The 19522-nt window shown below is 70.0% G+C and carries 18 protein-coding genes and 1 pseudogene; 6 read left to right on the top strand and 13 right to left on the bottom strand.

Annotated features, from left to right (window positions below):
• A pseudogene (locus tag ACWCQK_RS31805) lies at positions 1 to 234 on the bottom strand (RNA-guided endonuclease TnpB family protein); the annotation flags it as partial.
• A 343-nt stretch (positions 235 to 577) separates the two neighbouring features.
• Between ACWCQK_RS31805 and ACWCQK_RS31800 the strand changes: the two are divergent.
• Positions 578 to 1033: a hypothetical protein gene (locus ACWCQK_RS31800; RefSeq protein ID WP_451160878.1), complete on the top strand. Its 456-nt coding sequence runs from the start codon at positions 578 to 580 to the stop codon at positions 1031 to 1033.
• A 579-nt stretch (positions 1034 to 1612) separates the two neighbouring features.
• Here ACWCQK_RS31800 and ACWCQK_RS31795 read toward each other — a convergent pair.
• Entirely contained in the window at positions 1613 to 2650 is a 1038-nt protein-coding gene (locus ACWCQK_RS31795) for a magnesium and cobalt transport protein CorA (protein ID WP_451160877.1), read from the bottom strand.
• A 381-nt stretch (positions 2651 to 3031) separates the two neighbouring features.
• Complete coding sequence (gene phoU / locus ACWCQK_RS31790) at positions 3032 to 3706, bottom strand: phosphate signaling complex protein PhoU (RefSeq protein ID WP_451160875.1); 675 nt, start codon at positions 3704 to 3706, stop codon at positions 3032 to 3034.
• A 744-nt stretch (positions 3707 to 4450) separates the two neighbouring features.
• Here phoU and ACWCQK_RS31785 point away from each other — a divergent pair.
• Positions 4451 to 4678: a DUF6480 family protein gene (locus tag ACWCQK_RS31785; RefSeq protein WP_451160873.1), complete on the top strand. Its 228-nt coding sequence runs from the start codon at positions 4451 to 4453 to the stop codon at positions 4676 to 4678.
• Positions 4679 to 4864: 186 nt separating this feature from the next.
• Here the strand turns inward: ACWCQK_RS31785 and ACWCQK_RS31780 are convergent, their stop codons facing one another.
• On the bottom strand, positions 4865 to 5392 hold the full coding sequence (locus ACWCQK_RS31780; RefSeq protein WP_451160871.1) for a hypothetical protein: 528 nt from the start codon (positions 5390 to 5392) through the stop codon (positions 4865 to 4867).
• A 486-nt stretch (positions 5393 to 5878) separates the two neighbouring features.
• Here ACWCQK_RS31780 and ACWCQK_RS31775 point away from each other — a divergent pair, with 486 nt between their 5' ends.
• Complete coding sequence (locus tag ACWCQK_RS31775) at positions 5879 to 6979, top strand: LLM class flavin-dependent oxidoreductase (protein ID WP_451160869.1); 1101 nt, start codon at positions 5879 to 5881, stop codon at positions 6977 to 6979.
• Positions 6976 to 8376 carry an NtaA/DmoA family FMN-dependent monooxygenase gene (locus tag ACWCQK_RS31770; RefSeq protein ID WP_451160867.1) on the top strand — a complete coding sequence of 467 codons (1401 nt, stop codon included), beginning with the start codon at positions 6976 to 6978 and terminating at the stop codon, positions 8374 to 8376. Before ACWCQK_RS31775 ends, ACWCQK_RS31770 begins: the two co-directional genes overlap by 4 nt.
• A 183-nt stretch (positions 8377 to 8559) precedes the next feature.
• Here the strand turns inward: ACWCQK_RS31770 and ACWCQK_RS31765 are convergent, their stop codons facing one another.
• From ACWCQK_RS31765 to ACWCQK_RS31755, 3 genes are all read right to left on the bottom strand, one after another.
• Entirely contained in the window at positions 8560 to 8853 is a 294-nt protein-coding gene (locus ACWCQK_RS31765; protein ID WP_451160865.1) for a TauD/TfdA dioxygenase family protein, read from the bottom strand.
• Positions 8783 to 10060, bottom strand: a complete 1278-nt coding sequence (gene egtA / locus ACWCQK_RS31760; RefSeq protein WP_451160863.1) for an ergothioneine biosynthesis glutamate--cysteine ligase EgtA — start codon at positions 10058 to 10060, stop codon at positions 8783 to 8785. The genes ACWCQK_RS31765 and egtA overlap by 71 nt, the downstream gene beginning before the upstream one ends.
• Before the next feature lie 337 nt (positions 10061 to 10397).
• Complete coding sequence (locus ACWCQK_RS31755; protein ID WP_451160861.1) at positions 10398 to 10829, bottom strand: hypothetical protein; 432 nt, start codon at positions 10827 to 10829, stop codon at positions 10398 to 10400.
• 375 nt (positions 10830 to 11204) lie between these two features.
• On the opposite strand from ACWCQK_RS31755, the gene ACWCQK_RS31750 reads away from it, so the two are divergent.
• On the top strand, positions 11205 to 12401 hold the full coding sequence (locus ACWCQK_RS31750) for a phospholipase D-like domain-containing protein (RefSeq protein ID WP_451160888.1): 1197 nt from the start codon (positions 11205 to 11207) through the stop codon (positions 12399 to 12401).
• A gap of 341 nt (positions 12402 to 12742) precedes the next feature.
• Here ACWCQK_RS31750 and ACWCQK_RS31745 read toward each other — a convergent pair whose 3' ends face one another.
• Complete coding sequence (locus tag ACWCQK_RS31745) at positions 12743 to 13156, bottom strand: DoxX family protein (protein WP_451160859.1); 414 nt, start codon at positions 13154 to 13156, stop codon at positions 12743 to 12745.
• A 282-nt stretch (positions 13157 to 13438) separates the two neighbouring features.
• Here ACWCQK_RS31745 and ACWCQK_RS31740 point away from each other — a divergent pair, with 282 nt between their 5' ends.
• Positions 13439 to 14794, top strand: coding sequence for a tetratricopeptide repeat protein (locus ACWCQK_RS31740; protein WP_451160857.1), 1356 nt, complete (start codon positions 13439 to 13441; stop codon positions 14792 to 14794).
• A 287-nt stretch (positions 14795 to 15081) separates the two neighbouring features.
• On the opposite strand, the gene ACWCQK_RS31735 is transcribed toward ACWCQK_RS31740, so the two are convergent.
• The 5 genes from ACWCQK_RS31735 to ACWCQK_RS31715 are packed head-to-tail and all read right to left on the bottom strand — an operon-like array spanning position 15082 to position 19253.
• Positions 15082 to 15657: a hypothetical protein gene (locus ACWCQK_RS31735; protein WP_451160855.1), complete on the bottom strand. Its 576-nt coding sequence runs from the start codon at positions 15655 to 15657 to the stop codon at positions 15082 to 15084.
• The gene (locus ACWCQK_RS31730; protein ID WP_451160853.1) at positions 15654 to 17051 is read right to left on the bottom strand and encodes a hypothetical protein; all 1398 of its coding nucleotides are present in this window, start codon (positions 17049 to 17051) and stop codon (positions 15654 to 15656) included. The genes ACWCQK_RS31735 and ACWCQK_RS31730 overlap by 4 nt, the downstream gene beginning before the upstream one ends.
• Positions 17048 to 17881 carry an ABC transporter ATP-binding protein gene (locus tag ACWCQK_RS31725; protein ID WP_451160851.1) on the bottom strand — a complete coding sequence of 278 codons (834 nt, stop codon included), beginning with the start codon at positions 17879 to 17881 and terminating at the stop codon, positions 17048 to 17050. Before ACWCQK_RS31725 ends, ACWCQK_RS31730 begins: the two co-directional genes overlap by 4 nt.
• Positions 17878 to 18696 (bottom strand): zf-HC2 domain-containing protein, encoded by an 819-nt coding sequence (locus tag ACWCQK_RS31720; RefSeq protein WP_451160849.1) that lies wholly within the window; start codon positions 18694 to 18696, stop codon positions 17878 to 17880. The genes ACWCQK_RS31725 and ACWCQK_RS31720 overlap by 4 nt, the downstream gene beginning before the upstream one ends.
• Complete coding sequence (locus tag ACWCQK_RS31715) at positions 18693 to 19253, bottom strand: RNA polymerase sigma factor (RefSeq protein WP_451160847.1); 561 nt, start codon at positions 19251 to 19253, stop codon at positions 18693 to 18695. The genes ACWCQK_RS31720 and ACWCQK_RS31715 overlap by 4 nt, the downstream gene beginning before the upstream one ends.
• Positions 19254 to 19522: the final 269 nt, after the last annotated feature.

Genomic DNA, 19522 nt, shown 5'->3' with positions numbered 1-19522 from the left:
GGCCAGCCAGGAAACACACGCGCGTGCCTGCGTCAGCATCCGGTCCAGGGCTGCCGGCCCGCAGCTTTCCCCTTCGGCGTGGGCCTTCTTGGACCGGGCGACGCATTCATTCCATATCCAACGGCACCGCGCCCACTCGGCATTCAGAAGACCACGGGCGGTCGACGACACACGCAGCCGGTAGGTGTACCGGGCACTCCCGGACACCCCGGCAGCATCCCGCGGCACCGTCACAAGAAAAATCGTATCCCAGGAAAGAGAATGGATCACCTCAACAAGAACCTGCCACAGCCCCGTTGAGGAAGCTGACCTGCATACCGTCCCCGGTCATGATCAATGGGCCACCCACTGCCTGCCGACCACCGCCCGGCCTGCGCTGACGGCCGATCGCCCAGGCGGCGATCGCCCATTCCCTGCCCTGCTCCGCAGGAGTCCGATTCCTCCCCGGCCTAAAGGCCGGGGCATCCTCGGAGAGCCCGGTGAAGTGGTGATCACAGTGAAGAGGACCGGCGTACTGCTGGCGGCCTGCGGAGTTCTCGCCCTGGCGTCGGGATGCGTACAACGGGGGGACTGCACCATGTCCCGGGCCGCCTCCGGCGTGACCGTGCGCCTGCTCACCTCCGACTACCCGGACCTCGCGAAGGGCAACTACCAGCTCTGCGTCGAGGACCAGTGTCAGCAGGGCGGATTCCACCCCGCCTCGCTGCTGAGCGCGAGTGACATCCTTCCGGACGACTGGAGCACCCAGAAGGTCACTGTCCGGCTGCGCATCACCGCACCGGGAGCACACGCGCCCAGCGTCGACGAAAGGATGACAACCACACTCAAGAGAGCCGACATAACGTGCATGGGAACCTCGTACACGGCTCTGCTGGCACTCACCCCTGTCGACGGCCTGAGCGAATCGGTGCCGTCAACCGGCCCCTGGGACCCGAAGAACGCGGCACGGCCCCCCGTACACCTCAACGAATCGCCGACAGGCGACGCTTCTCAAGCGACAACTGGCGCCGCGCCGGTGAGCCCGTCACCATGACGCACTGACGTCCGAGTATCAGGGCCGCACTCCTCAGAACACCTGCGGCACATGAGGCCCCAGGGCAACGCCGGACCTCTGGTCCTCCAAGGCCTGGAACCTACGTTCCCGCTGCGGGACACAACCAAATGGAGGAACTGGTCCTTTCCCAGCGGTTGTTCCTCGGCCCGGCCACACCACAGAAGTACGCCGCGGCGCCGCTCCCAGAAGAACGCGTACACGCCCTTGACGATCCGCTCTGGCACGAAGAAAGCCGCCCAACCGATGGCCCAGGGACCCCAGAGCAGGCTGAAAACCAATCGCCGGTGAACGCAGCGCACCCCCTCCGCGCGCGCCCGCCCGGGACGGACGCAGCACTCACTTTGCACACCGTGCGCGCCCCCGGTATGTCGCCCGCCCTCAGGGACCGATACCCACACGCCGTCGGCTGTCCGTTCGCACGGCATGGGCGGAACCGTGACGCCAACGTCAGGCTCTGGGTCGCCGGGTGCCTTCCGAAGCTCGCGATGAACGCCAGCCCATCTCCGACTCGGCATGCAGTCATCGCCACCAGCGGGATCCCGATCTACTGCAGGCGAGTCAGAGCCACTTGTTGCGGCGGAACGCACGATGAATCACCGTGCACACGGTGATGATGAGCACCCAGACCGCCGGGTAGCCGTACGGCGACTTGAGTTCGGGCATGTGCGTGAAGTTCATCCCGTACACACCGACGATCATCGTGGGGACGGCGATGAGAGCAGCCCAGGCGCTGATCCGGCGTACGTCGGAACTCTGCTGGACTCCGAGCTGGGTGATGCTGGCCGTGAGCATGCCGCTGACGAGCTCGTCGAAGGACAGGATCTGCTCGCCGACCCGCTGATGGTGGTCGGCCACATCCCGGAAGTAAGTGGCCACCCTGGGCGGGATACCCGGAACGGTTCCATCACCGAGGCGCTGCAGGGCGCTGGTGAGCGGCATGACCGCGCGCTTGAACTCCAGGAGTTCCCGCTTCAGTTGGTAGATGCGCCCGGCGTCGACCGTAAGGTCAGGGGAGAAGACCTCGGCTTCCAGAGTGTCGATATCACCGGCGAAGGAGTCGGCGACGTCCATGTAGCGGTCGACGACCATGTCCGCGACCGCATGCAGGACGGCCGCAGGACCGCCGCCCAGCTGCTGCGGATCTTCCTGGAGCTGCCGGCGCAGGTCGTCCAGCGGCGGGGCGCAGCCGTGGCGGACGGTGATCGCGTAGCCGGGTCCGGCAAAGACCATGATCTCGCCGGTGGCGACGATCTCGCTGGTCTCGGTGATCTTCTCGTGGTCGACGTACACGATCGTCTTCAGCACCAGGAACAGCATGTCGCCGTAGCGTTCCAGCTTGGGCCGCTGGTGCGCCTTGACGGCGTCCTCGACGGCGAGCGGGTGCAGGACGAAGGCTTCGGCGACCTCGCGCAGCTGTTCCGCTGTGGGCTCGTACAGGCCGATCCACACGAAGCGACCGGCCTCCGGATCTATCCGCTCCATGATCTTGACCAGGTTCACCCGCCCTGGAACGCGGAGACCGTCCTCATACAGGGCACAGTCCACCACCGCCGACGGCAGATCCCCCGCCTTCCGACCGCCGCCCAGCTGTGCCATGGTCCCTCGTTTCCGTCGTTCATGTGTCGGGCTGCGACCTGCCCGGCCGCTTGGCGTTTCTCCTTGATCAGCGGATTCGCCGTTGGTTACGTAGACGCACCCTCGTGGTGCGGCCCCGCGCCGGGTTCCGACGGGTTCCGCCCGGTTTCGCTGGTGAACTCCGCAAGCGGATGCCCTCGACGCTCAGCGGAGGGCGGTCATGCGGTTCTGCGAGTGCGCCGCCTGGTCCTCGATCGCTGGGTCGGGCTCTCTGCCAGCCGTACGTCCGCCGATTCCGTAGCCCCCCCTCAAGCCAGTGGAGGAGAAGTGGCGGCGCGCTGTCCGCGCTCTACCCGACTTCCGTGGGGCGTCGCCAGCCTCGCCCGGACCGGAATTCGCAGGTCACACCGCCACAGGCTTGTCCGAGACCGCTTTGTTCACCCGCTGCCCCGTCACGAGGTAGACCACGCGCCGGCCCACGGACACCGCATGATCGGCGAACCGCTCGTAGTAGCGGCCGACCAGTGCAACGTCCACCGCCGTCTCGACGCCGTGCTGCCACCGGTCGTCCAGCAGATGGTGGAAGACCGTGCGGTGCAGCTCGTCCATACGGTCGTCGTCCTGCTCCAGGCGGAGCGCCGCATCGACATCCTGCGTCAGGATGACTTCGGCGGCCTGTGCCATCAGGCGCTCCGCGAGCTGGCCCATCTCCAAGATCGTGTCACGCAGATCGCGCGGCACCGCCGGCTCCGGGTAACGCATACGGGCCAGCTTGGCCACATGCTGCGCCAGGTCACCGCAGCGCTCCAGGTCTGCGCTCATGCGCAGCGAGGTGACCACGATCCGCAGGTCCGTGGCGACCGGCTGCTGTCGCGCCAGCACCGCGATCGCCCGGTTCTCCAGGTCACGGTGCAGCTCGTCGACCGGGTCATCACCGGAGATGACGCCCTCGGCAAGCGTGAGATCGGCGTCCAGAAGGGCGGTGGTGGCCCGGCCGATGGCAGAACCGACCTGGTTCGCCATCTCCACCAGGCCCTCACTGATCGAGCCCAGTTCCTCGTGATAGGCCTCGCGCATCGCGTTGCCACCGTCCAGTCATGTATGTGCCAGTCGCTGTCGTCCGTCAGGCTCGCACACAGTTCACCTCGTATTCCTTCCGTAGGAGCGGGAAGAGCGCCTTCTTAACGAATCTCGTTGCATGGCGGCCAGGCCCGACCCGCACCTCCCCCGGGCCGAGGGGCCGCCCGACCACAGCAGGTCACAGCCCTGCGCGGTGGCTGCGCCATGCGCTGTGCAGCCACCGCGCGGGCTCACTCCCCGCAGGTCTGCGATCCGGCGCTTCCGGTGCCCAATGGGCGACGGTCAGTAGGCGGCGCGGGCACCTCTGGGACCTCGACGGCCGGGGCAGGCTGGTCAGCAGCGGCCCGCTCGGCGGCCGTACGGGCACGTGCGTCGCCCGTCGGCGCGGGCTGTTCCGGAGTGGGGCGGGGGCCGGTACCGAGAGAACGGCGTGTGATGTGCATCGGGCGAGTCTGCCAGGCACTGATCCAATACGGCCACAGAGGAGCCCTCGAGGCCACTCACTCGGCGATCACGGATACCGACTGCCGTTCGGCCGCCCCGGTGGTGCCGTGGCGAACAGCCGTCTGCGGGTACTCGGGGCTGCGAACAGTCTGGGAGCGCCCAGCCCACACCTGTGAGGATTCCATGACCCAGCATGTCAGCGACGTCGACGCCGTGACGAGTGCCCTGGTGACCGTCGCCAGTAACCCGTCAGCCGCCTGTCGCGTCCTGACCTGAGCACCGAAAGGAGCGTCCGTCATGACGACGACTCCTCATCCCGATCCGCAGCGAATGCGGACGGTCAAGCCAAGCGGCGGTGTGTCACCCGGTGAAACGCCACCCGCCGAAGGGGGCACCTCGGGCATCTCCTATCCGGTGCCCGAACTGCGCAAGGGTTGGGCAGCGATGCCGCTCACGTTGATCATGGTCGTGGTGGCGCTGATCGCGGTCGGGCTGATCGCCATGGCGGTGGCTCTGATCGCGTAACCGGCACCGCGAGCCCGAAGGCGGGCGTCCGGGGCATCGCACCGGGCACCGGAGGGTGAGGAGTCAACCTCCTGGCGCCCGGTTCGGTGTGCCCGATCGACGAACGCGAGGGCCACGCCGTGGCCACGTCGGGCTCCACCCCGCAACCCTCATGTGCCACCGTCGGCTCAACAACCAAATGACGGCTTACAGTTGGTCCCCCCTGCTGGCCGGTTGCGGAGGATGTGGCCCGCCACCGTCCTTGACGTCCTGCCCGCAGGTTCGTCCGTCGTAGGACTGGTCGTTGGGGATCAACAGCACTCCGGCAACCTGCTCAGGGTGCTCGACGGCCAGCCACTCGTCGCCCGTGGGGTCACCGCCCGGCCCGAACGCCTCGGCCGAATAGATCGTCTGGCAGCCTAACGCCACGTGCTCCTTATCGACCGCGCAGGCGTCCACTGCACGCTCGGATACGTCATCGGCACCCTCGAACCGGAAGTGGAAGTGGACCTCGTCGCCTGCGGAGGGGGTCTGCGGGTGGGGCTCAAGGCGCCAGTCGACGACCTCGGCCGTGACGTCGAGAAGCCTCCCGTACAGGTCCTCGACCCGCACCCTGACACCGGCCTCACCACGCTCCGCGGTCGTGTCGCTGCAGCCCATGAGGGAAGAACAGCCGGACACGGCGAGAATCACCAGAGCCAACGGAACGCCGGCAAGTACTCGTGCGGGAAACACTCGGATGACCTCCAGTCAGGTGGAGCGAAGCAGCGTATCCCGGGGGCATGGCAACCGCGGGTGATGGCAACGAGCCTTCTCGGCTTGGTCGTCGGCATGAAAACGAAAGAGCGCCGACCCATCGGCAGTCGGCCAGATCAGACCCGCAGGTCCGGGCACTCGGCATCCGCTGGGCGGAACTGGTCGCGGCGCCTGTTCTTGACACCCGCGGGGGCGGGCGGCGTACCGTGAACCGAACGGTTTTGGATGGGTGGAGGCCCTTGATGCACGTATCCGGCGCGGCACCGCAGGGTGTGTGCTCCGGCGTGCGACTGATCGTCCGCCGGCATGTGGACTACTGCCTCACCTGCTCAGCCGTCTGTCCTTCCGCACGCTTCTGACCCGCGCAGGCCCGTCCGACGGGTTCCCCACGCCGAGGCTCCGCCCGGCTCTCTCGCGCTGCCCCCTGCGGCCGCGAGTTCACGTGCTTCCTGGAAGGAACGTCCATTGTCCGGCCCCGCCCTGCACCTGGCCGTCGAGCTCGACGGCGATGGCGCCCACCCCGCGGCCTGGCGCCGCGCCGCCCACTCCCCCGACCAGTTGCTCACCCCGCGCCGGGTAGCCGGCCTCGCCGCCGTGGCCGAGAACGCGGGGTTCACACTGATCACCCTGGACGACGGGGTGCTGCCGCCCGGAGCCGCGCCCGATCCCGTCGGCCGTATCGGCGCGGTGGAGCGGGCGGCCTTCATCGCGGCGTCCACCAGCACGATCGGAATCGCGCCCGTCGTCCCGGTCACCTACGCCGAACCCTTCCACGTCTCCGGCCAGTTGGCGTCCCTGGACCACATCTCCACCGGCCGCGCCGGGTGGGTGGTGACGGAGGAGGAACAGCCCGAAGCGGCCCGCGTCTGGGGCCGTCCCCTGATCACCGACGCCGCCGCGCGGGCCCGGGAGTCCCGCGACGGCGTCGAGGTCGCCCGTGTTCTGTGGGATTCGTGGGAGGACGACGCGGTCATCCGATCCGTGGCCACGAGCCGCTACCTCGACCGCGAACGACTGCACTACGTCGACTTCACCGGGGAGACGTACGCCGTCAAGGGGCCGGCGATCGTGCCGCGCCCGCCACAGGGCCAACTCGTCGTCCTGGGACGGCCGGACCAGGTGCCCGCGGCCCAGCTCGACATCGCCCTGGTCGAGGGCCGCAGCCCTGCGTCGGTGGGCACGGCCGCCGCCGGCGCCGGTACGCCCCGCGTCTTCGCCGAGGTCGAAGTGGCGCTGGACACGCCCGACACCAGCGGCGCCGACCGTGTCGCCGACCTGGAACGGTATGCGTCGTGGACCGACCGCGGGCGACTGCGCCACATCGGCTCCGTGGACCGACTGGTCTCTGTTCTGGCCGAGTTGAGCCGTCATGTGCACGGAGTGCGGCTGCATCCGCTGGTGCTGGACGAGGATCTCGCCGTCCTGTCCCGTCTGGTCCTGCCGGCCCTGTCCGAGCGGCGCCTCACCGCCCGCCCGCTGCCCGGCACGACCCTGCGCTCGACCTTGGGCCTGGAGCGCCCCGCCAACCGTTTCGCGGCCGCGGCCGTCCAGGAGGAGACCCGATGACCCGCACCGATCCTCTCGACGTCCCCCGCCCGCACGGCCGGCTCCACTTCGGAGTGTTCTTCCAGGGTGTCAACCACTGGACCATCTGGTCCGCCCCCGACAGCGGCTCGCAGATCGACCCCGCCTCCTACCGGCGCGTCGCCCAGACCGCCGAACGGGGCCTGTTCGACGCGTTCTTCCTCGGCGAGGGCCTCCGTTTGCGCGAGGTCGACGGCCAGATCCACGATCTCGACGTGGCCGGACGGCCGGACGCCATCACCCAGCTCGCGGCGCTGGCCGCGGTCACCCGCCGGATCGGCCTGGTCTCCACCTCCAACTCCACCTTCAACGAGCCCGCGGACCTCGCCCGCCGTCTCTCCGGCCTCGATCTCCTCTCCGAAGGCCGAGCCGGTTGGAACGTGGTGACCACGGACAACGCCTGGACCGGCGCGAACTTCCGCCGCGGCGGCTATCTCGACCACGCCGACCGCTACCGGCGCGCCGAGGAGTTCCTCACCGTGGCCCGCGCCCTGTGGGACGGCTGGAAGGACGGCGCCGCCGCCGGATCCGCGGCCGCACCCGCCTGGTCGGCGCCCGACGCGGTAGCCCAAGTGCGCCACCGGGGAACGCAGTTCGATGTCGATCTCGCGCCGACTCTGCCGCGCAGCGCACAGGGCCACCCGGTGATCTTCCAGGCCGGCGACTCCGGCGAGGGACGCGACTTCGCCGCCCGCAACGCCGACGTCATCTTCTCCGCGCACGGCAACGACTTCGACGACGCACTGGCCTTCGCCGAGGACATCCGGAGGCGGCTGCGAGCCGTCGGACGACCCGATGACGAACTGAGGATCCTGCCCGGCACCGAGATCATCCTCGGTGCCACCGAGAAGGAGGCCCAGGAGAAGAAGCACTGGATCCGACTCCAGCAGGTCACCCCTGCCACGGCCCTCGGGATCGCCGGCCTGCTGTGGGGCATCGACCTGTCAGACCGTGACGCCGACGGACCCCTGCCCGAGGAGGAACCTGTCGTAGCCGAGAACGACGGCTCCTTCGGGGCACGGCGCGTCGCCGATCCGCGCACGGTCGTCGCCGAATGGCGCGCGAAGGCGGAAGCGAACCGCTGGTCGCTGCGCGAGACCGTCATCGCCCTCGGCCCACAGCGCGGTCACGTCGGGACCCCGTCCGGCCTGGCCGACAAGTTCGCCCGCTTCGTACGGCACGGCGCCATCGACGGCTTCAACGTCACGCCCTACCTCATCCCCGACGGCCTCGACGACATCGTCGACCTGCTCGTCCCGGAACTACAGGAGCGCGGGGTCTACCGCACCGAGTACGCCGGTACCACGCTGCGCGAACACCTCGGCCTGCGCGCACCCCTCACCCACCGCTCCGCACCCGAACGACAGCAGGCCGGCTGAGCACCTCGGCTACGGGAGCCACCGGGGCGGGGCGGGGGCCGGGGCGGGCGTGCAGGAGCCCGCACCCTCGCTTCCGCCACCGCACCGGCCCACCGACGAAATCCACCACCAAGTCCACCTCACGACGCCACCGTGCCGGAGACCTCCAGCCCGGGCACGTCGTGGCGGCTCACCGACGTCGGATCACTCGCGCTGCCCGGGCAACACGCGCCGCAGCGGCTCCACGCCGATCACCTTGCGGTAGACGCGGGCACCGTCGCCGTAGTCGTCGACGGCGTAGTGCCACGTCGCCTGGTTGTCCCAGAGGACGAAGTCGCCGGGCTGCCAGCCGAATCGGATCGTGTAGTCGGGCGAGGAGGCGTGCCGCAGCAGGTGGTCGAGCAGGGCCCGGCCCTCCTGCGGGGTGTCAGGCCGCGTCGTCCCGGCCGCTCCCTCGCTCGAGCACGTCGTCCGCCGGGCAGCGGCCCCGGTCGACATAGCGGTCGGCGTAGGCCTTCACGGCGTCCACGACTCCGGTGCTCGCCCCGAGCCGGGGCAGTGCCTCCAGCGCCGCGCTGAAGCAGGTCATGGCGGCGTGCCTCAGTTCCGGGTCGGACAGGCCACGGCGCGCCACGTCCGCCCACAGCGGATTGTGCGGTGCCGGGGCACCGGCCGTCCGCCTGGTCAGGGGCTCCACCGCACGGTGCGCGAGCGCGGCGGCCGCCGGATCGTCGAAGAGGGCCGTGACGAGGGCGAGCGGCACGATCCATCCGTCGTCCCCGGGCTGCGCGTCGATCATGCGCAGTTCCAGGTGGCCGCGCGGCCTGACGGGCGGGAACAGGGTGGTGACGTGGTAGTCGAGGTCCGCGCGTGTCGGTGGCCGCATGGCATCCGAGCGGGTCCAGTCGCGGAAGCTGACGCCGTCCGGCACCTCCCAGGGGCCGTCCCGCCGTACGCACATCACCGGTGCGTCGAGGACGCGCCGGACCCACGCCTGGCGCGGGTCGTCGGCCAGGGAGGGCCCGCCGGCCCGCCCGGGATCCAGTTCCATCCACATCAGCTGCCGGTTCGACAGCCAGCCCGTCGCCCGGCCCGCGACGAGGGGCGAGTTGGCGAAGGTCGCGACCAGAACCGCGCCCAGCTGATGGGCCAGCCACCAGCGGCGCGTGAACCCCATGACTCCGGGCTCCTCGAATCCGGCGTCGAGGCAGACCTGGACGGAGGCGGAGGCGCACATGAGGGTGCGTCCGGCCGGGCCCGTACGACCGAGGGAGGCCTCCATGGCGTCGTAGCGCGGTTCCCGCAGAAACCGCCGCGGCGAACGCCACGGATCGATGCCCATGCCGACCAGGACCAGGCCGTGCTCGCGCAGTACGCCACGTACGGCGGTCAGATCGGCGGAGACCTCCGTGATGCATCGGGTGAGCGACGGGGCGGGGCGTGAACTCAACTCCAGTTGGCCGCCGGGCTCGATGCTCAGCACGGACGTGAGCGGCAGCGTACGCAGGACGGCGTAGACCGCCTCCAGCCGCTCCGGGGCGACCAAGCTGCGCGGGGCCTGCTCGTCGTGGACGAGCCATTCGACCTCCACCCCGACGGTGCGGGGCGGGCCCGTCTTGAAGCAGATCCCCTCGACCAGCACCTCCGCCTCGCGTTCGGTGACGATGGATCGCCCGTCAGCGCCGTACTCGGGTGTAACCGACATCCGGGAGCCTCCTGAACAGCCGCAGTGCCATCGGGATCCGACGTCCGGTACGCGTAGCACCGTGTCCGTACCCAGGGTCCGTCGTCCCGCTCGGTCGTGACAAGGGCGCACTTTCCAGGTGACTGAGCGCTTGATACAGGTGCTACTGAGCGCTTGGTAACCGGCAGCCGGGACGCATGCGGCAACAGGTGCGCGAGGCACGGCGGCCAAGCCTTCGACGGGCCGGACGCGGCGACGGAAATGTGGATGTCTCGATCGTGTGCTGGTGTCAGTCGTGTGCTCGTGTCGGTCGTGTGCCGGCGGGCGCGGCCGGATCGGCGCCGCCCGGCTTGGGCAGCTATTCAGGCCTGCCTAGGGACCAGCCTGACACGTCGGTGAGCCGGCCGCGCCACAGAGGCATGACCACGGACCCGTCCGTTCCGGCGATGCCGGTGGCGTCCCGCAGGTGGATCCACTGCGGCAGCCGTTGCGGGACCTGGTCTCCCCGCTTGTCGGCGACTGCTTCGTCCACCTGCTCCGGGAATCGTTCCAGCAACCGTGCGCCGGGCCCGTCGATGCCGCGCAGGCTGCGCGCCCAGTCGGCTCTCCACGCCTCGTGGGACACCAGGTCTCCGCAGAGGAAGCCGCCCCCGACGACAAGTGTGATCGGCAAGGCTGCCTGTGCGTCCTGTCCGATCAGCCGTACCAGCATCTGTAGTTGGACATCCGGCACCGGTTCCGTGAGGACGGGTGCCGACGGCTGGTGCAGTGGGTCCTGCTCGGCGTTCACGACAGGTACTCCCTTCGGTGACGCATGTCCGTTGTCCACGGCAGGTCGTCCACGGCCTCCGGCGTACCCGTGCAGGTGGATGCCTCAGGGGCGTGCACGGAGAACGTCATGGGGCCGCCTCGGGTGGAAAGCAAGGTGAGCCCCTCCTGCCCGCTGCGGCCGCGCGCATGTCCGTGCCGGCCCCACTTTGAGCGGCGCGGAGAAGGACCGCCGCACGTGCCGTGATCTCGGGCCGCGCCTCGCGTCTCGGAGTGCGATGCGGGGGTACAAGCAGTTCGCTGCGCCCCGCGCCGGACCGGGCCGCGCGGCTTCTTCGTCTCCTGCGAGCGCCGGCCAGGTGACACCGTGACCAGTAGCACACAGGACCAGCCCGAGCTGACCACCCCCGATGCCGACACGTCGGCACAGGCGAAGACCCGGGACCGCACCAGACGGATACGGCGGCGACTTGAACGGCTGATCGGCATCGCGGCGACCGAGGGCAACTCGCTCACCGCCTTGCGCAACGGAGACGAGATCTTCCCGGCGATGCTGGCAGCCATCCGGTCCGCCGAACACACCGTGGACATGATGACGTTCGTGTACTGGAGGGGAGACATCGCCCGCGAGTTCGCGCAGGCGCTCGCCGACCGGGCCCGCGCGGGTGTGCGGGTGCGGCTGCTGCTGGACGGGTTCGGCAGCCGGCTGATCGAGAAGGAGCTGCTGGAGGAGATGAAGCAGACCGGCGTGCAAGTGGCCTGGTTTCGCGCGCCCCTGCTCCTCTCGCCGTTCAAGCAGAACCACCGCTGTCACCGCAAGGTCCTCGTCGTGGACGAGGGAACGGCCTTCACCGGCGGGGTAGGCATCGCCGAGGAGTGGTGCGGCAACGCCCGCAACGAGCACGAGTGGCGCGACACCCACGTCGAGGTCCGCGGCCCGGCCGTGGACGGCATCGCCGCCGCCTTCGCGCAGAACTGGGCCGAGTGCCACAACGAACTCTTCGACGAGCATGACCGGTTCGTTCCACACCGCCCACAGGGCGACGCGGTGGTGCAGGTGGTACGCGGATCGGCCAGCTTCGGCTGGCAGGACATGCAGACCCTGCTCCGGGTCATGCTGGAATCGGCCGAGGACCGCTTTCGGCTGGCCACCGCCTACTTCTCACCCGACGCCTACTTCATCGACCTGCTGTGCGCGACCGCCCGAAGGGGCGTCGAGGTGGAGATCCTGCTGCCCGGCCCCCACACCGACAAGCGGGTGTGTCAACTGGCGGGCCAGCGCTACTACGAGGCCCTCACCGCCTGCGGCGTGAAGATCTACCAGTACCAGCCGACGATGATGCACGCCAAGGCCATCACTGTCGACGGCGTGGCCGCCCTGGTCGGCTCGACCAACTTCAACCGCCGCTCCCTCGACCACGACGAAGAGATCATGCTCGCCGTACTGGACCAGGAGTTCACGGCCACCCTCGACCGTCACTTCGACGAGGACCTGAAGGCCGCCACGCTGATCCGGGAGGGACGCTGGAAGCGGCGCTCCATGCTCCAGCAGGCGCGCGAGGTCGCCGTCATGCCCATCCGCCGGTTCTTGTAGCAACGCTGCAGGGGCGACGCCCGCGAGGCCAAGGAAAAGGCCGAGAACACTTGCAAGCCCTGCACGCACCGCAAGCACCGCAAGCACTGCTGCCTTCGTCGCGCCGAAGGCCTGCCCGGATCGTCTTCGGGCAGGCCTTCGATCTGTCGCCGTGGGCTGCCGCCCACATCGACTCCGGCGACGAACTCCGCCAACTCATCGCGCGGCCGATCCATTTGCCGCAGCCTCACACCATGAGGAAGCCCGTCACGAGGCGAGATCAAGCTGGGGCAGAGACAACAAAGGTGACCGCCGGCCAGACGAGTGACGGAGGCCGGGCCCTGGAGGCGGGCCCGGGCCGATCACGCGGACGTTACGCCTTTGCCGACAATGGCGAGTGTGCGCTCACGCCGGTTCCACGTGACGGCCGCCGCAAGGATGAGCAGGATCGCTGGTGGTACCGGACTTTGGTCGATGACGAACAAGCAGCTCAGGAATGCGCCCGCCATGACGCCGGCGAGCAGCAGACCACCCAGGGCGCTCAGTCGGGGAACGAGCAGCAGTGCGGCCCCGATCAGCTCCAGAGAGCCGGTGACGTAGCGAAGCCATTGTCCGACACCGACGTCCTGGAAGATTTTGACCATGTCCTGCGCGCCGGCCATCTTCGAGGCACCCGCCATGACGAACACAACGGCCAGGAGGGCCTGAAGGATCCACAGAACGATGTTCCGGGCCTTCCCCTTCGCCTTGGGCGCACTCTCCACAGAACTAGACATATCTTCTCCCTCAACACGCGAAGCGGTCGGCGGCCACCGGAGAGCGCACGACCGACCGTTCACTTGAACTTTCATGTCACACCTTAGGGCAGCGACACATGAACGTTCAAGTGAGAGTCCGACGCCTGACCGTGCGCCCGCGCCCCTGGAGGCAGCGGGGCTCGTGTGGTGACGAGCGTCTGGTGCACAGACGCGACATTTCCCGGCCTGCCGGCGGTACCGGCGTGGCGTCCGAGGAGGAGGTTCTCGTGGTGTCAGAGGCGGAAGCTAGGGTGCGTCGCCGTGGACGCTACTGATCTTGACTACCGAGCCCGGACGCAGACCGGCTGCATCCCCCCGCATCTGGTCCCCCGGCTTCTCGAACTCGGCCATGCCGAGGTGGTGGAGTTCTGGGCCGGCCGTGGGGAGTGGTTCTGCGCGCGGGAGTGGGCGCGGCTGCTCGGCGAGCAGGACCGCCAGGCCGAGGCGCTGGCGTTGCTCGGCCCGTACCTCGCCACCGGCTGCTGGACGGCCACCGAGGCCACCGCCGACCTGTTGGAGCGCTGGGGCCGGGCCGAGGAAGCGATCGAGCTCACCCGGGTCCGGATGAAGGCCGGGCATCCCATGGCGCTGGAGTCCTACGCCCGGCTGCTCACCCGCCATGGCCGTGCCGACGACGCGTTCGCCCTGCTGCGGCCGCACATCGACGACTGGACCCTGGCCAGTGCTCTGGTCGACGTCTCTGCCGTCGCCGGCCGCGACGAGGAGGCCGCGGCACTGCTCGCCGCCCGCATCCCGGCCGAGCACCGGTGCGACTCCCCGTGGTGCTGCCGCGCTCTGGACCCCGACATGGCCATCAGGCTGCTCGCCATCATCCGCGAGCGCCAGGGCCACATCGACGAGGCGATCGCCCTGCTGCGCACCCGCGACGGCACCTCGCTCAACGGCCGTGACCAGCTCGCCGACCTGCTCGCCCGGCACGGACGGATCGAGGAATTGCGTGCCTACGCAGTGGCCGACACTCTTGGGCACGCCGCGCAGCGGCTCTCGGAACTGCTGGAGGAGCGCGGCGACGTGGCGGGCGCCATCGCGGTGTACCGGCAAGCGGACGGATCGGTTGCCCACCGGCCCCACTCGGCTGTGCTGCTCGCGCACCTCCTGGCCCGGCACGGCCGGGGCGACGAGGCGATCGACGTGATGCGCACACACGCCGACTCCCGCAGCGGCGACGACTGCATCCTCCACATACTGAGCACCCTGTGCGCCGACCAGAAGCGCGACGAGGACGGCCTGGCCCACCTCGATGCCCTCGCCGCACGCCGCGGTGGCGAGGAGGTGTGGGATCTGTTCTGGATACGGCTGCCGCTGATGTCCGCCTGTGGTCGCGTTGATGATGCCCTTGCGCAGGCCCGCGCCCATCCCGAGGGCGCCACCCGGTACGCGGCGCCGCACATCGCCGAACTCGTCGCCGGCGCTGGACGACTTGAGGAGGCCGTTGCTGTTCTCGAGCGGCACTCACCGGCCAACAGCCTTGACCTGGCTGGATATCTCATCGACCTCGGCCGCGTCGAGGACGCCGTGAACGTCCTCCAACAGTCCAACTCGCGGCCGCAGGTCCAGCCGTCGCTCGGCCCATGGCACGACAATCCCCCGTTCTGAGGGTGTGCCCCGTTCTGAGGCTCTGCCCCGCCCCGACGCCTCGGCTGTGTACACCGCGGGTGCCGGCTGCCGACCCTGCGCCATCGACCCCGACAGACTGCGCGGGCTCCCCGCGGGGCGGCGATTGCGCGGGCCGGACTCCCGCGCAGGCGGGCTGCGCTCGCGGCTGCGGCTGCGGCTGCGGCTGCGGCTGCGGCTGGACGGCAACTGCCGGGCGACCTATGCGGATTCGTGGTGCGTGCTCGATCCGATGCGTGCGCAGGCCGCTTACGACTGCGTTGTGACCGTCACCGTCTCGGTCCCGCGACGGCGTAGGCCGCGGTGCCTGCCACCGCGAGGACCAGGGCTGTCCAGGTGGCCGCCGCCGTGCCGGGTGGCAGCAGCATCCAGCCGGCCACCCGCATCGGCGTACTCGTCGGGGGCGGGGCGAAGAACGAGTACGAGAGCCAGGCGAACGGCAGCGTCCAGGCGTACTGGCCGCCCGCGAACGCCGCGCCCAGAGCGACCAGTCCCATCAGGCCCGCGCTGTCCCGGACGACGAACGCGGTGGTGGCCATGGACGCGCCGATCGCCTGCACGGCCAGCAGGACCGTGCCGACCACTCCCCCGCAGAGCAGCACGTGTGCCGCTCTGCGGGGGACCCAGCCGATCGCGGCCGTCCGGTCCAGCGCGAGATCCTGCCCGCTGAGGCCGATCGAGGCCGCGGTCGCCCCGGTGGCGAGGACGAGCACGGGCAGCCGTGGATCAGCGGGACCGTCGCTGCCGCCCCGGGCGAGTGCCCACACCGCCATCGCACTGATCACCACCCAGACGAGCGAGACGGGTACCTGACGTGAGCGCGCGTACAAGGTCAGCCATCTCACCGGGACGCACCGCCTTTCAACGCCTCGAACGCGTCGCCCTCGCAGGAGAGCGCGGCGGCCCGCATCGCGTTGATCCGTGAAAGCTGTTCGGCCGGTGGCAGCGCTTCGAGCTTCTTCCACACCGGGCGGGTCTCGGCGTCGACCTCGCGGCGCATACTCGCTGACCAGGTGCCGGGAAGCGGCTTGAGGCCGCCGAGGACCCAGCCCACGGCGACGGTCTGCGCGTACTGGTCTCCCCCGAAGCTGGTCCAGCCGACGGGGGCGCACCCTGGCACCATGCCTTTGGCGATCAGGGCCCAGGTCAGCTCGTCGCCCTTGGCGGCGGCGATGAGGTCGTCGTCGAAGTCGAAGAGCACGGTCGTGCGGGACCACTTCGGCGTGGAGCCTTGCGGCAGTACGGCGGTGTTCTCCCTGACCGCGACCGGTGCCTGGCTCCCCAGGGCGCCGTGCAGCAGGCGCAGCGCCTCCTTGCCTGGACCCGCGAGGTCGGCCAGTCGTGCCTGCTGTGTCTTCGTCACGCATACAGGGCCGTCGCACACCGGCTCCGCGGCGGCCTGGTCGACGACGTACATCCGATGCGGGTCGGAGGGCAGGACGAGCAGGGCGATCACCGCGCCCACCAGCATGGGCGTCAGGGCGACCAGTCGGGTGCGCGGGGCCGCGGCGACCAGCAGCGCGAAGCCGGTCGCGGCCATGGAGAGGAGCCAGATCGTCTGCCCGACGTGCACGGGGGCGGAGAGCGTGACGAGTGCGTCGCGTGTCTCCTGCACCGCCGGTGACAGCAGGGAGACCTGGTTCGGCTCCGTGCTCGAAAAATCTGTCGCCGTGGTGGCCCGCGTCCGGCCCAGCGACGACTGCATGAGGGCCGTGAACACGAAGGCGCCCATGGCCAGCGCGGGCGGGGTGAGCGCGGACGGCAGGGCTCGCCCGACTCCCATGCCCAGTACGGCCCCGGCGACGAGAGCCAGTGTCCCTACCAGCGAGATCGGCAGCCACCCGAGGTGCGTGTACTCGGTGTGGGCGACCACCTGGACCGCGCCCACAAGGATGAGGAGCGCGAACGCCGAGGTCAGCGTGATCGCGGTCGCGCCCGCCAGCGTGGCCGCACGGTGCCGGGCGGGCCGCGGCGTACTCGTCAGCAGCTCGGACATCTTCGAGCGGTGGTCGCGCAGGCCCTGGAGCGCCCCGAGTCCCACGGCCAGCGGCCACAGGTAGAACAGCAGGGAGCGGGTCCACAGGGCCATGGACGTCCACTGGGCCGTCCACGCGGTGGTGCCCGTCCACCACGATCCGGGAATCAGGTACAGGAACGCCAGCGCCGGTACCAGGACCACGGCCCCGGCCCACGGGGCGACGGAGCGCCGCAACTCAATACGTAGAACACGGACGTTCACCAAGTACCCCTTGCTTGCGCCGGGTTGAGCAGCAGCGCCGAGTAGCCGCGTTCCAGGGGGCTGTCACCCTCGTGCTCGGGGCCGCCCACCGAGGCCAGTTCGTCCGGAGGGCCCTGGAAGACCAGTCGCCCTTCGGCGATGAGCACCACGTCGGTGCAGGCGGCGGCGACATCCTCCACCAGATGGGTCGAGACGACCACGCAGGTGTCCGTACCCAACTCCTGCAGCAGTTCCCGGAACCGCAGCCGCTGCGCCGGGTCCAGGCCGACCGTCGGCTCGTCCAGGAGCAGGATCGTCGGGTCGTTGACGATGGCCTGGGCGATGCCGGCCCTGCGCAGCATGCCACCCGACAGGGCCTTCATCCGCTCGTCGGCGCGGTCCGCCAGACCCACCCTCTCCACGGCACGCTGGACGGCGGCGGGGATGTCCGCCTTGGGCACCTCCTTCAGCCAGGCCATGTACTCGACGAACTCGCGGACCGTGAAGCGCTTGTAGTAGCCGAACTCCTGCGGCAGGTAGCCGATCCGGCGGCGCAGCGCACGATGCTCGCCCCTGCCGCTCGCGGACTGGCCGAGCAGCTCCAGGGTGCCTTCGGTGGGGCGCAGCACGGTGGCCAGCGTACGGATGAGGGTGGTCTTGCCCGCCCCGTTCGGGCCGAGGAGGCCGTGTACGCCGGTGCCCAGCGACAGGTCGAGCCCGTCGACAGCCATTCGTTTCCTGCCGACCCTGACCTTCAGCCCGGTCGCCTGGATCTCCCAGGCGTAAGCCGTCGGTGCGAGGTCGGCCGCGCTCACCGCGGACGTCATGCGATGGTCCTTTCCGATCGTCATCGATGGGCTCCCAGCACGGAGTACGCGCCCCTGCGGGCGATCACGACACCGATACCGAGGGCGAGGATCAGCCCCCACGCGGGCAGTCCGCCGGTCTGCAGAGCGAAGGTCGTACGGCTGGTGGCCAGGGTCGGCGCCACGATCACGGCGGCCCATACGGCCGCCAGCAGGACGGCGGCGCGGGTCACACCGATGACACCGCCGAGCGCGAGGGTCGCCGCGGTGAAGGCCAGGCAGGGCAAGAGCCACTGAGCCACCATCACCCCCGTCACCCAACCACCCACCGTCAGCGCCGGGATGACCACGCCGAGCACGGACGCGGTACGCCGCAGCACCAGGTACAGCCCCGCCCGGGGCACCGAGGCGGTCAGTTCGTACGCCGCGTCCAGACCGCGCGACCAGGACGCCGCGACGCCGAACACGGGCAGGACCGGGGCGAGCAGCAGTACGAGCGACACCTCGCCGGTGCCGATGTGCACCACGTCGAGCAGCAGGGCCAGCAGCGCCACGCCCACGACCATGGCCAGCCACGGCACCATCGTGGGCGTCATCCATCTCGCCAGTCGCGCCGACCGGCGCCGTGCGCGCGGCATCGTGGCGGTGGCGGCCAGGTGGGGTTCGAGGCCGGACCATACGGTGTCGACCAGCGACGCCACGGCGGGCACTTCGGCGCCCACAACGGCGGACAGTCGGTCGCGGCACATCCGGCACGCCTCCAGATGGGCCTCCACGGCCCACACCTCGTCGGCGTCGAGGGCCGTACCGCCGCGTGCGTATCCCTCGATGATCCGCACCGACGCGTGTTCCACCCTCATGCCAGCGCCTCCCGCATCGCGATCCGGGCCCGGCGGGCACGGGTCTTGACCGTGCCCTCGGGCAGCCCGAGCAGGACCGCGGTCTCCCGGACGGACAACCCGTCGAGCACCATCGCCTGCAGTACCTGTCTCAACTCCGGCGCGAGGCACCGCAGCGCGTCGCCGACGTCACCGCCGACCGTCGCCGCGAGCGCCTCCTCCTCGGCGGCGGGCGCCGCGTCGGGCACGGCGGCGGCCGGCGGCGGCTCCGCGTGGTGAGCCCGACGCCTGAACGCGTCGACCAGGCGGCGCGCCGCGATCGTCCACAGCCAACCCGTGGCCGTCCCTCCGACCGCGGCCCCGGCGAACGCGCCCGCCGCACGCCACACCGCCAGATACGTCTCCTGCATGACCTCCGCGACGATCTGCTCGTCGGCGCAGCGACGCCGCAGCCGCAAGGCCATCCATGGCGCGGTACGCCGGTACAACTCCTCGAACGCCGCACGGTCACCCCTGGCCACCAGCCGCACGAGATGCTCCTCGTCCAGCGCGCGCGGTGCCTTCCTGACTGATCTCACACCGGCTAGACGCCCGAGCCGGGCATCAGGTTTTCCCGCGGGCGTGATCCCCGCCACATGCGGCTCGGGCGTCACCGTTGGATCATGGAACGGACCATGACCCGGCTCGCCAACACATCATCGGCTGGCGCGGAGACGGACACTGGCTCAATGGCACCCCGGCCGATGAGCGGAGGGGTGGTGCAAAAATATCTCGCCGCCGATCACCATCACCAGGTCCCGACCGTCTACGTAGTCATGCGACGGCATATCTCCTCGGCCCCCTCCGC

The organism is Streptomyces sp. NPDC002306 (assembly GCF_053593435.1).
Note: the sequence above shows the minus strand (reverse complement) of the source record. Positions and strands in the feature narration are given on the sequence as shown.